The sequence below is a fragment of the Cohnella endophytica genome, assembly GCF_003628305.1.
In the GTDB taxonomy this organism is placed as follows: domain Bacteria; phylum Bacillota; class Bacilli; order Paenibacillales; family Paenibacillaceae; genus Cohnella; species Cohnella endophytica.
The window spans coordinates 153823-166429 of the sequence record NZ_RBZM01000002.1; the positions used below are offsets into that span (position 1 = coordinate 153823).

The 12607-nt window shown below is 56.9% G+C and carries 9 protein-coding genes; all 9 read right to left on the minus strand.

Annotation, left to right across the window (positions count from 1 at the left end; all coding sequences use genetic code 11):
* Window positions 1–27: 27 nt before the first annotated feature.
* The 9 genes from miaA to D7Z26_RS02900 all read right to left on the minus strand — a co-directional run bounded on the left by miaA (window position 28) and on the right by D7Z26_RS02900 (window position 12548).
* A complete protein-coding gene (gene miaA, locus D7Z26_RS02860; protein WP_120974561.1) occupies window positions 28–1017 on the minus strand; it encodes a tRNA (adenosine(37)-N6)-dimethylallyltransferase MiaA in 990 nt (329 codons plus the stop codon).
* The gene (locus D7Z26_RS02865) at window positions 1010–1786 is read right to left on the minus strand and encodes a class I SAM-dependent methyltransferase (RefSeq protein WP_120974562.1); all 777 of its coding nucleotides are present in this window, start codon (window positions 1784–1786) and stop codon (window positions 1010–1012) included. The genes miaA and D7Z26_RS02865 overlap by 8 nt, the downstream gene beginning before the upstream one ends.
* Window positions 1783–3804, minus strand: coding sequence for a DNA mismatch repair endonuclease MutL (gene mutL / locus D7Z26_RS02870; RefSeq protein WP_120974563.1), 2022 nt, complete (start codon window positions 3802–3804; stop codon window positions 1783–1785). The genes D7Z26_RS02865 and mutL overlap by 4 nt, the downstream gene beginning before the upstream one ends.
* A gap of 58 nt (window positions 3805–3862) precedes the next feature.
* Complete coding sequence (locus tag D7Z26_RS02875) at window positions 3863–5287, minus strand: S41 family peptidase (RefSeq protein ID WP_158602166.1); 1425 nt, start codon at window positions 5285–5287, stop codon at window positions 3863–3865.
* The gene (gene mutS / locus D7Z26_RS02880; protein ID WP_120974565.1) at window positions 5287–7959 is read right to left on the minus strand and encodes a DNA mismatch repair protein MutS; all 2673 of its coding nucleotides are present in this window, start codon (window positions 7957–7959) and stop codon (window positions 5287–5289) included. Before mutS ends, D7Z26_RS02875 begins: the two co-directional genes overlap by 1 nt.
* Before the next feature lie 114 nt (window positions 7960–8073).
* Window positions 8074–9147, minus strand: a complete 1074-nt coding sequence (gene fni / locus D7Z26_RS02885) for a type 2 isopentenyl-diphosphate Delta-isomerase (RefSeq protein ID WP_120974566.1) — start codon at window positions 9145–9147, stop codon at window positions 8074–8076.
* 53 nt (window positions 9148–9200) lie between these two features.
* Window positions 9201–10682 carry a putative amidoligase domain-containing protein gene (locus tag D7Z26_RS02890; protein ID WP_120974567.1) on the minus strand — a complete coding sequence of 494 codons (1482 nt, stop codon included), beginning with the start codon at window positions 10680–10682 and terminating at the stop codon, window positions 9201–9203.
* Between the two features lie 191 nt (window positions 10683–10873).
* Window positions 10874–11437 carry an outer spore coat protein CotE gene (locus D7Z26_RS02895; protein WP_120974568.1) on the minus strand — a complete coding sequence of 188 codons (564 nt, stop codon included), beginning with the start codon at window positions 11435–11437 and terminating at the stop codon, window positions 10874–10876.
* Between the two features lie 139 nt (window positions 11438–11576).
* Window positions 11577–12548: an aromatic acid exporter family protein gene (locus D7Z26_RS02900; RefSeq protein ID WP_120974569.1), complete on the minus strand. Its 972-nt coding sequence runs from the start codon at window positions 12546–12548 to the stop codon at window positions 11577–11579.
* Window positions 12549–12607: the final 59 nt, after the last annotated feature.

Sequence of the window (12607 nt, forward strand, 5' to 3'; positions counted from 1 at the left end):
GCCGTAAACCCCCATCGCCACAAATATTTATGAACAAATATATTCAATATCAATCTGAAACTTTCCTGCTATTATAGCACATATTCGCTTGAAAAGATCGCTGTTTTTTCCGTCGTCCCGAACATCTACCCATTCCAACGCCTTCATGTGCCTGAACCAGCTTAACTGGCGCTTCGCGAAATGCCGCGTGTCGCGCTTCAGAATGTCTACCGCGGTAGCGTAGTCGGTTTCCCCCGCCAAGTAGGCAACGATCTCCTTATATCCCAATCCCCGCATCGAAACGGCCTCGCGCGGGACGCCTTCTCCGAGGAGTTTGTTCACCTCGTCTACCAGCCCGGCTTCCATCATCTCGTCGACTCTTCGGTCGATTCGCGCGTATAAATCCGCCCGATCCATCGCGAGTCCGATAATGCATAACCGGTAAGGAGATTGCTTGTCGTCGCCGCGGGATTGGTCCTGCGACTCGGATAGCGGCTTGCCTGTCAGATGATACACTTCCAAGGCGCGAATAATCCGACCTTCGTCGTTCGGATGAAGCTTACCCGACGTTACGGGGTCGACGGCTCCGAGTCGATCATGCAACGCCTGCGCCCCTTGTTCGCGAGCAAATAAACGCATCTCCGCGCGGAAAGCCTCGTCCGATCCCGTATCCTGGAAGCGGAAGCCGTAACAGACGGATTCGACGTATAATCCCGTGCCTCCCACGATAAATGGCAGCTTGCCGCGGCTATGGATTTCCGCGATCTTCTCCGCGCACAAGCTTTGAAACTCGGAGACGGAAAAAGGATGTTCAGGCTCGCGGATGTCGATGAGATGATGGGGAATTCCCTCTCTCTCATCGGGCATCAGCTTCGCCGTTCCGATATCCATGCGCCGATAGACTTGCATGGAATCCCCGCTGATGATTTCCGCGTTAAGCGCTTTGGCCAGCCGCAGGCTAAGCGCCGTCTTGCCGACCGCCGTCGGTCCGACAAGAACAAGCAGCGGCGGCCGATTGTCTATCGTATCGTCATTCAATGTTGATCACTCCGTAAGCGACCGCGGATCCGGACATCCGGGCCGGGCTGAAGCCCAACCGTTCGAATTGTCCGCTATCGCGATGATCTTTAAGCACGACTTTCTTGCGGGCGACGCGGATCGCGTGGCGGACGGACAGCTCGTCGAGCGGCTCCCGGAAAGCCTGCGAACGCAGCGGGATTAGCGAGCTCGACGTCGTCACCGGCTTCTCGAACATCGGGTCGAAATAGACGATGTCCGCGCTTTTGTCTTCCAACTCCGGCAATCGTTCTTGATATCGGCCACTTGCCGTCTGAATGGCGCGCATAGCGGCGTCGATATCCGCCAGACCGGTTTCATAGGTCAGCAAACCTTCCCGCACGATCGCGTGAACGACGCGGGAAGCTTCCAACGCGATCACCTTGCCCTCCCGCCCGACCGCATAGCTGAAGACGAGCGAATCCGAACATAATCCGGCCGTACAATCGAGTATGGTATTTCCGGGAGAAGCGCCGGTCACCGTCAGCAATGTGTCGTTGCCGCCGTCCCTGAGCCTTTTCAGCCTTACCAGAGCCATACTCGGATGATAATAAAAGAGGTGTTGGCCTTCCTGCACCAATCGAATATCGGCAGGGCCGACGATCAAGACTTCGTCGATATTCCGCAGGACGCGTAATGCCCGTATGGTCTTGTTGCCGCGAGGCACATAAACCGACTGCAGCTCGGCGGCTAATTGAACGGCCTTCTCCACCGTCGATTCCTGCGGACGTTCGGTTGTCGTTACGATCAAGACGTCACCCGCTTGAACATTTTTTCCAGTTCGTACGTGGTGAAGCTGACCACGATCGGCCGACCGTGCGGACACGTATACGGCTGACGGCAAGCGCCTAAACGTTGCAGCAGCTTATCGCCGGACTCGCGCGTAAGCGCTTGGTTCGCTTTAATCGACGCCTTGCAGGAGCACATGATCGAAGCCTTCTCCCGCAGGACTCGCAGATCGACGCTTTTTTCCTGAATGATCCACTCGGCCATCTCCCTGACGATCGCCGCTTCGTCTCCGCCCGGGAACCAATGCGGCACCGCGCGGATAATGAACGTGTTGCCTCCGAAATCTTCCATATAGACGCCCGCGGCTTGAAAGGCGGCCAAACGTCCGCGAAGCACGGCGCACTCGTCCGGCGCGAATTCCAACGTTACCGGGAGCAGCAACTCCTGACTCGCTTCCTCCGGCCTACCGAATTTATCGTAATAATATTCGTAATGGATCCGTTCGTGGGCGGCATGCTGGTCGATGAGATACAAACCGCTTTCGTTCTGGGCGACGATATAGGTGCCGTGTAGCTGCCCGATCCAATTGAGCTCGGGAAAAGCGGGCGATTGAGGCTTCGATTCCGGAGCGGCGAAGGCGCTTCTCCATAACTCTTCGGGAATGCGTACCGTCTCCTGCCTTTCCATTCGCGCTGCCGATCCCCGATTGGATGCCGGCACGGACGGGTACTTCTGCTGCGAATAAGTTGACGTCGCAGGAGCATTCGCCCAACCGCGAGCGGGAGCACTGTCAGAAGCCGCGGATTTACCGTAAGACGGTTGGCTCTCCGCGATAAAAGGATTCGCGGAATCGATGGCATCGACGGCGCCGGATTGATCTTCGGCGGCTCCGGCAGTTTGCGATGCCGCGGCAAGTTGATCAATCGCATTGTCGGCTCGTACATCAGCCGATTCCGTTCGCTCCGATGCCGGAGGAACTTGAAGACGGATTTGCTCTTGCACCCAAGTATTCGCCTTCGGAGTACGAACGGACGTCCCGGACGGAATGTATGCCTCTGCTCCAAGCGCTTGCTTGACCGCGTTCTCTACGAACGCGCGAAGCTCGTTCTCCTTGCTGAACCGGACTTCTAGCTTTGCCGGATGAACGTTGACGTCCACGAGCGTCGGATGCATTCTCAGATCGAGCACCGCGAGAGGATAGCGATGGAGCGGCAGCAACGTATGATAAGCCTGCATGAGCGGTTGCACGATCGCTTGGCTGCGCACGTACCGCCCGTTCACGAGCAGGGTGACCGCGTTGCGGTTAGCGCGCGTCTCGACGGGGAGCGCGGTTAAGCCGCGAACCGAGTAGTCGGGATTTTCCTCCTTCACCTCGATCATCGCCTTGGCGGACGAAGTGCCGTAGATCGCGGCAACGACCTGGCGCAAGTCGCCGTTGCCCGGCGTACGAAGCAGCATATTGCCGTTATGCGAGAACGTAAAGGCGATATCGGGCCTCGCGAGCGCTTGCCGATAGACGACGTCCGACAGGTGACCGAGCTCCGTTTGGATCGTTTTCATATATTTGAGGCGGGCTGGCGTGTTGTAGAACAAATCCTTCACGACCATTTCCGTCCCCTTCGGCGCGTTGGTCTCGCGATTGGCCAAGAGGGAACCGCCTTCGATCTCGAGCAGTCGGCCCAAGCCGCTGTCGTCCGTGGCGCTAACGCATTTTACTTTGGCGACGGCGGCGATACTGGGTAACGCTTCGCCGCGGAAACCGAGCGTTGAAATCTGGAACAAATCCTTGCCCGTGGAAATCTTGCTCGTCGCATGACGTTGGAAGGCGAGCAGCACGTCATCCGGCTGAATGCCGCTTCCGTCGTCCGCGACGCGAAGCAGATTCAAGCCGCCTTCCTCGGCGGAAACGTCGATTCGGGTAGAGCCCGCGTCGACGGCGTTCTCGATCAGCTCCTTCAACACGGATGCCGGCCGTTCGACGACTTCGCCCGCCGCGATCTGGTTCGCTAAATGTTCGTCTAACGCATGAATGATCCCCATTCCGACACTCTCCTTTCCGAACGTTTCCGTTCATTTACCTATATCTGTTCTAGCTATATTATTTGCTTGCGACCATTTTCAACGTTTCTCCGTTAGAGGAGAACGAGAAACCGGCGAACTTCTTCATAAGCAGGCGCACATCGATATTCGATTGGCCGTCCTTGATCCTCAGGTGCGAATCGTTCGTCTTGATCGTCTGCAACTGAGTTCCCTTCGACAAAGTGTACTCATGGTTCTTGGTATCGTAGGTTAGCTTCGCTCCGAGAATGGATGCCGCCAGCTTAATATTGACGTACCAGACGGACTTATCCTGAAGCGTGATGCCCGGCTCGGCCATACGGACGCCATTTACCGTTATCAAGCCGCTAGCCGTCGTTACCGTTACTTTCTGTCCGCCCGCGAGACGATACGCGTTAATGAATTGTTCCGCGGCACCGTTAACGACGACATTCGGAGTAAGGCCTACTTTATCCACCTTCCGCCCGGCCGGCGTGTAATACTCTTGTACGGTGACTTTAAGCACGCCTCCGCTTTTTACGGACAAGATGGATTGCACGACGCCTTTGCCATACGTTTTCGTGCCGACAAGCTTAGCGACTCCGTAATCTTGAAGCGCTCCGGACAGAAGCTCGGAGGCGCTTGCGGAATTCTCGTTCACGAGCATGATGACCGGATACGTTTTCTTGGAGCCGTTCACTTCGAGAGGATGATCGATACCGTCGCGATCCTTCATATGGGCGAGTATGCCTTTTTCTATGAATAGGCCGGCAATGAATTGAGCGGCGTTCACGTAACCCCCGCCGTTGTTGCGAAGGTCGAACACGAGCGCGCTCAACCCGTTCTTCTCCAACTTCTCGAGCTCGGTCTTCACTTCGTTGCCGGAATTGGAAGAAAATCCGGACAGCGACAAGTAACCGATGTTGTTATCCAGCATACGAGCGGCTACGGCAGGGAGTTGCACGGCGCGTCGGGTAATAATGAAGCTGAGCGTTTTACCTCCTCGGTTTACCGTCAGCTTGACGGACGTACCTTCCACGCCGCGCAGTTCCTTCTGGACGTCCGCGGAGCTCAAGCCTTTCAGGGACTTGCCGTCCGCGGCCGCCAACGCGTCTCCCGCCTGCAACCCGGAAGCTTCGGCAGGGCTGCCGGCGATTACCTCCTGCACGTAGACGATGCCCTTCTCTTCGCTGATCACGATACCGATGCCGACGAAAGTCTGCTCGAGCGCCGAGTTAAAAGAACTCCATTGCTCGTCGTCGAAATATTGCGTGTACGGATCATGAAGCGATTCGACCATTTTGTCCATTTCGGTGCCGCTCAGAACGGTATCATCCGGCTTGCTTAGATGATATTGCTCAAGCAGGTCGCGTACTTCCTGAACTTGCTCGGCGCTTGCTCCGAGCGCGATCGGCGAGCCGATCGCGAATAGGGCTACGGAAAGCAATAAGGCAAGCGTTAGACGAAATTTACGAAAATAGTTCATCAAGAAGGATCCCCGCTTTCGGTCAGTTGGTTCCGAGCGTCGTTCAGCCATTCCAGCGCCTGCATCGGAGTCATTCTCATCACATCGAGTTTCCTCAGCTTATCCAACAGCTTATCGCTTGCGGACGGCTTCGCCGGCTTAGCGACCGGCGCCGCCTCCGCGAACAAACTCAGTTGAACGATACCTTTGGCCGGCGCGGCTGCGGGAGCTTGCTCCGTATTATAGGCTGTTGCTGCCGCTTCTTTGACCATAGGAACACCCATAGAACCGTTTGCTCCGAATGCTCCGTGTTCGTTTAATAACGAGTATGCGCGGGAAACGATCGTTTCCGGCAAGCCGGCCAATTGCGCGCAATAGATGCCATAGCTGGAATCCGCGGCTCCCGGTACGAGCTTGCGCAGGAACGTAACGCCGTCGGCGCTTTCCCTGACGGCCATGCAGCCGTTCTTTAAACCCGTTAATGAATTCTCCAAATGTGCCAGCTCGTGGAAATGGGTCGATACGAGCGCTTTGCAACCGATATGGTCGTGAACGTATTCGATGACCGATTGCGCGATCGCCATTCCCTCGTCCGTAGAGGTTCCCCGGCCGAGCTCGTCGATGATGATCAAGCTTTTCTTGGTCGCCTGTTCCGTCATGACTTGAATGTCCTTCATCTCGACCATGAACGTGCTTTGTCCGCCGACCAGATCGTCCGCCGCGCCGATCCGAGTGAAGATGCGATCGACGAACGGCAACGTAGCTCGCCTAGCGGGCACGAAACAACCGATCTGCGCCATGAGGCAAATGACCGCGACTTGGCGCATATACGTGCTTTTCCCTGCCATATTCGGCCCCGTAATGAGCAGGATCGAGCCTCCGTCCGACGTTAACGACGAATCGTTGGCGATGAACACTCCGTTCTCGTTCACCGACTCGACGACCGGATGACGTCCTTCTTCGATCGTAAGGTCGAAGCCGTCGCCGTCCGTCCATGACGGACGCACGTACCTGCGCTCCGCGCTCGCTTCCGCGAAAGCTTGGAGCACGTCGAGCGCCGCCACACTTTCCGCGAGTCGCTGCAGCCGAGCCATCTGGGCGGCGATCCCGTCCCGCAAAGCGATAAAGCGTTCATATTCGATATCGAACATCCGATCTTCCGCTTCCAGGATGAGCGCTTCCTTCTCCTTCAGCTCCGGCGTGACGAAACGTTCCGCGTTCGCCAGCGTCTGCTTTCGCTCGTATCGGCCTTCCGGCAAGCTTGCGAGATTGGAGCGCGTCACTTCCAAATAGTATCCGAATACTTTGTTGAAGCCGATTTTCAAAGATTTGATGCCCGTCGCTTCCCGTTCCCGGCGTTCCAATTCGGCAATCCATTGCTTGCCGTTCTGGCTTGCCTCGCGCAGTTCGTCCAGCTTCGGGTCATAGCCCGGGCGGATAATTCCGCCCTCCCGCAAAGTAACGGGAGGCTCGTCGGATATCGCCCGCTCGATGTCGTCGGCGATATCCTCGCAAGCGTCCATGCGAGAGGAAAGCTCGGATAGAGGCGCGCTGCCGAAGCTATCGCAGAGAGATTGGACGGACGGGATGCGCCTTAGCGAGTTCTTGAGCGCGTTCAAATCGCGCGCGTTAGCCGTTCCGTAAGCGATTCGGCCCGCAAGCCGCTCGAGGTCGTATACTTCGCCAAGCTCGTCGCGCATTTCCTTGCGTTTGATCCAATCCCCGTGCAAAGCCTCCACCGCGTCCAACCTGCGTTCGGCTTCCGTTCGGTTCAGCAGCGGCTGATCGATCCAGCGCTTGAGCAAACGCGCGCCCATCGCGGTACGGGTTCGGTCGAGTAAGGAGAGAAGCGAACCTTTGCGGGAACGATCGCGGACGGTTTCCGTCAGTTCTAGGTTTCGTCTCGTAAACGCGTCCAGAGACATGTATGATTCCGAATCATAAGCTTTCACCGCGCGAAGATGCGCCAGCGATCGCTTCTGCGTCTCTTCCAGATAAGCCAACAAGCGCGCTACCGCGCGCTGCCTGGCCGGCTCGTGGGAGTTCCATGGCTCGTCCGGGAATTGTTCGGACAATTTGGTGATGTCGGCGGCGTCCCGAACCGTCGCGGTAATAGAGCGGGCGGCTTGGCGGACTTCCGTATGTATGGCGTTAACGGCCGCTTCGTCTCCGACGGCCTCGGACGGCCTGTACACGTTAAGCGCGTTATTGATCGCTTCCGGAGAGGCGACGAAGGAAGTCACGTACAGCTCGCCCGTAGTTAGATCGCAAGCCGCGAGTCCGAAACGTCCGTTCAGCAGCGCCGCGCCGACGATGAAGTTGTTCGAGCCGTCGCCGACCATTTTCGCGTCCATTACCGTTCCCGGCGTCACGATGCGTACGATCTCGCGTCTGACCATTCCTTTCGTTGCTGCCGGGTCTTCCATTTGTTCGCATACCGCGACTTTATAGCCTTTATCGATCAGTCTGGCAATGTAGCCTTCCGCTGCATGGTGAGGTACCCCGCACATCGGAATTCGTTCCTCGACGCCCGCGCCGCGACCGGTTAAAGTAATCTCCAGTTCTCGCGACGCGGTGATCGCGTCCTCGAAAAACATTTCATAGAAATCGCCAAGGCGAAAAAATAACAGCGCGTCCGGCGCCGTCGCCTTTACGGACAAGTATTGCTCCATCATTGGGGTATATCCGGCCATCGTCTTCCTCCCGGTAAGGTATGCGGTAAATAGTTCTCTAGCTTAATACCTCATTATAGCATAGCGAAATTCAATTGGCTCGGACGACGAATGTACCCCCTGCTGCCGCTTAGTCTAAGTCATTCTTCGAGACGCCAAGCGGCTTGTCCCTCGCAATTGCGATAAATTCGCAGCCCCGATGCCGAACATCGCGACTCGGAGCTCGAACTCGATTCGCCCGAACAACTCGGCGAGCCCTTCGGCGGACTCGATCGCGGGGGCGAGCAGCGCTCTGCCGTACGAAGCCATATTCGCGCCGAGCGCGATCGCCTTCGCTGCTTCGACTCCGTTAACCAGCCCTCCGCTTGCTAGGAGAGCGATGTTCGGCAGAGCATGTCTGACTTCCGTAACGCATTGCGCGGTCGGCGTTCCCCAATCCTCGAAAGCTTTCGCCGCCGCTTGGCGAATCGGATCAGAAGTGCGATGTTTCTCCACTTCGATCCAGGAAGTGCCGCCCGCTCCCGCCACGTCTATGAACGATATTCCGGCATCGACTAGCGAGCGCGCCGTATCGCCATCGATCCCGAAGCCTACTTCTTTCACGCCGATCGGAAATTCCGCATGTCTGCACAACAACTCGATCCGGTTCAGCAATCCGGAGAAATTCCAGTCGCCGCCGGTTTGGAACAACTCTTGCAAACCGTTCAGATGCAACACGAGCGCATCCGCTTCCGTTAAGTCTACGGCTCGCCGGCATTCGTCGACACCGTATCCGTAATTGAATTGCACCGCCCCCAAGTTCGCGATGAGAGGGATGCTGGGCGCAACGCTCCGAACGCGGAACGTATGGGCCGTTTCCGGGCATTCGATCGCCGCCCGCAAAGAACCCAGTCCCATTCCCCAGCCCCGCGACTCCGCCGCCTCCGCGAGTCGAACGTTAATGCGCGCGGCTTCGTCCGTACCGCCTGTCATAGAACTGACCATCAGCGGAGCCTTTAGATTCCGTCCTAGAAATTCGCATGCGGTATCTATCGCGCCGAAATCAAGCTCGGGCAACGCTTGATGCCGGAAACCGTATTCGTCGAATCCCGTTCCTCCTCCCCAACCTTCCACGTCTTCGTTCATGCAAATCTCGATATGTTCGTTTTTCCTGCGCTTGATATCCGCTTGCGATTGCTCTAGCGGCTTCGTTTCATTCCAACTGCTCATTCTCTCTGCCCCCGCGATGCTGTATCTATGAATCGGTATTGATTAGCTTTCCTTCACCTTATCGGAATATGCCATTTCAGTCTAATATCCGCATTTTCGTTCCAACTCCGTCCCCTCGCTATCGCGTCGAACACGAAATCGATAGCCGCGCGGTGCGCGGCGTAAATCTCCGTGTCTTGAATCGCGCGATAGACGGCTTCGACGGCCGGCAGCAATACGGTTCGGTCCCCTTCGTAGAAGGCATCCCGAACGCCGTCGTCGTCCAACGGACGGCTCGCGGCCAATTCGCGCGAATGCTCCGCGGCCGCTTTGGCCAACGCGAACGCGCCCAGCGTCAGCCGCGGGGAAACGAGCCAGCTCGGCGGAGTCCGATACTCGAAGCCGCCATGCGGCTGTCGCCTTACGTCCCCGAGCGTGCCGTAGCGAGGCCTCCTCTTGCCCGCGGCCGGAGGCTCCAGCAATCGGAGCGGCAAGCCGACCGCGTTATCCAGAGCGCGGAGTCGTTCCCCCGTCAACTCGACGCCACTCAGATGAATATGGCCGCCAAGCGGTAAGCCTCGCACGGGCATCGCCCCCGCGTGCCAGGAGAACAACGTGCCCGCCGTTCTCTCCGCGGCGACGCGCAACAATCTGCGAACGTCCGCGGTTAAGCTCATCGGATCCGGCGTCGGTCTTGGCCTCAGTTCCACAAGCGGCCATATTTTCTCCCCTCGAAGACGTACCGAGTCGCAGCCGGCGTCATCTTCCGGCGCGAAAAACTTGGAAGCCGAGACGATGCGGCCCGACGGCGACAGAAGTACGAATTCGGGGTCCGCTCCCAGCGTCGCATGAACTTCGCTCCCTGACTCCTTCTCCCATCTGTCGGCGTGGAGTTGTAATAGATCGCGGAGCCGGGTTGCTTGGACTTCGTCGCTAATCCGCGGCCAAACGGACGAAATCCCCGTCACGCATATTGTACCCGAGTCGCTCAGCCGTATTGTCGCTTGGCCGAAATCGAGACCAAGCGCATAGATCGCCCGAACGGACAATCTCTCCGCCGGCTTCCAGATGGGATGCTCCTGAGGAATTATATCTTGCTCGCTGGCGAAAGTACTGAATCTTCTATATTTAACCTCATTAATTTTCATAGTTTTAGACGTTCCCGCGCTTCTAACCCGCTTCATTCCGACGGCTTCGAGTCCCCAGACCGTAACTTGAATTCGCGTTCCTTCGCGACCTTCGTCGCCGATTCTAGCCGGAAGCCCTTCCCTGCGAAGGCGCCGCTCGATTTCCTCCGCGCTTAAGCTCATGACGGCGCGGGACGATACGTTCATGTACCAAGGGGTTGCCTTTCCTAAGGATTGCAGTGCCTTTAAGGCTGTCCCTTTTCCGTTCGTGCCGAATCCATCCATCGACGCGAGGCAATCGTTCGGCCCTGCCTCCGACAGGTCGCTAAGCAGAGGGATGCCCCATCGCTCCATTTCGTCGCGCCGAACGTTGCCTTTTTTTTCCGATTCCGGGATGTATAGACGAAAGGAACCGCCATGGCCGCCCAAACGAAAACCCCCTCCCGACAACACGGGAAGGGCCGTCCCGCAGGCGGCGCGCGAACGCCGAAGCCGAATGACCCTTCCCAATGTTCGCCGCTGCTGCAAACAGGCTTATCCCGTTGTTCCGACAGGGCATTCGCCCTCGACTATTGTTCCGTCTCTGCATAGACTTAAGTACCGGCCGATGACCGAACCGATTACAAATCGTCTTCCAGTAAATCGGAATCGAGATCTTCGAAATCTCCGTCGTCGCCAAGGCCGAAGCCGACGTCTTTCCCCTCGTCGTCTGTTCCGCTAGGATCCACAACGACGCACACTTTCGTTTCCGCTACCATCTCCACGGCGAATTCCCGTTCGACGCGGATGATCACGGAGGTACCTTTGGAACCGATCGTCGCTTCCACGCAATTAGGCTCTTGCGTCGCATCCGCAGTGACCTCTTCCGTGGATGAGCGATGTTTCGGATCTACATACGATAGAGAAACAAGCTCAACGTAAGAGATCGTCTCTTTCGCCACATCGGTTTGCGAGTTTTTGTTGTACGAATACCAGATGTTAATATCGTAAGACCCGATTACTTCGATCCCGTCCCCCGATTTCACCGCTTCATATTGATGATTGATGATCCACGCGCCCAGAATGCTGGTCGGGTGGTGCGGCGGCGTTACGGTGTGGGTAATCGTCGAGAACTTACGGCCTTTGCCGCAAACCGCCTTCGTGATGATTTCCCTGCGCTGCAGCCGTTTATCCGCAATAGCCATTTCGGTAGACCTCCTCCATACGATCAAGTCACTTAAAGTCTATGCAGGACATTCGTCTAGAGTGACAAAAATGTATCGACGCAACCCGCAACCGTTACCCGGCACCGTCTTGGGCGGTTGTCGGGATAGACTTTACGTTTCATTGTATGATCGCTTGGGCAGAAGTTGACTTCCGTTTTTTCTCTCGGCTCGCGATTCCCAAATATCTTCTAAGCTCTCGGGTAAGATGGAAGAGGGCGGAGCGGGTTTCGAACTCGTCTCTCGTAAACGGGAGCGGCATTCCCTTGAACTCGGCTTCCAGCTCGCCTAGCATTCTCTCCGTCTCGCCTTCGTAGAAATCCGACTTGACGTCCTCCTTCAACCTGTCGAACAAAACCGCGATCAGTTCCGCCTGGGAGACATGGCTGGACACGAACGCGACGGACTCCATCATGAGTTCGATCGACTCCATCTGCTGGCGGCGCATTTGAAAATAGAGCATCCACGGTTCGTCCTGAGGAATAAGCCGATTCTCGCGCGCGCGTTGCGACACTTCGATTCCTTGTTCGATCGTCGATAACGTCTCGAGCATCTCTTCTCCGCCCCAGATGGAATCGGGCTTCCTCAGATGCTCGGCCAGATGTCCAAAAATCGCGGAAAAACCTTCCTCCGTCCGGACCCGCAGCGCGGCGAGAGTCCTGCTTTCCTTCGGCATGTACGCCATGTTGAACAACGTCGCCGAGCCGAGTCCGATCGTCAGCAGCTCCAACTCCGTCAGAAGCGCATGCGCCGTTACTTCGTTCCGCGCGAACAGGTGGAATACGATAACCGATCCCGTGATAATGCCGTCTTTCAACCCCGTCCGGGCCAGAAGCGGATAAGCTAACAAAATATACACGGCAAGCACCCAAATATAGAAGCCAACGAATCCGAACAATAGCGAAGCCAGCAACAATCCGAGCACGGATGCCATAAAGCGCGCGAATACGGTTTTAAGGCCCCGCCAGCGCGTCGTGTCCACGCCCATGATCGCGAGTATGCCCGCGGAAAGCGGATTATCGACGCCTAGTAAGTATGCGGCATAGATGGCGACTAACGTCGCCACCGCTGTTTTGATTACGCGAATCCCCATTCCGAGCTCCTCCCGGCCTTCTTTCCGTTCCCATCGCAACAAGGGCCGAACAAGAGTTT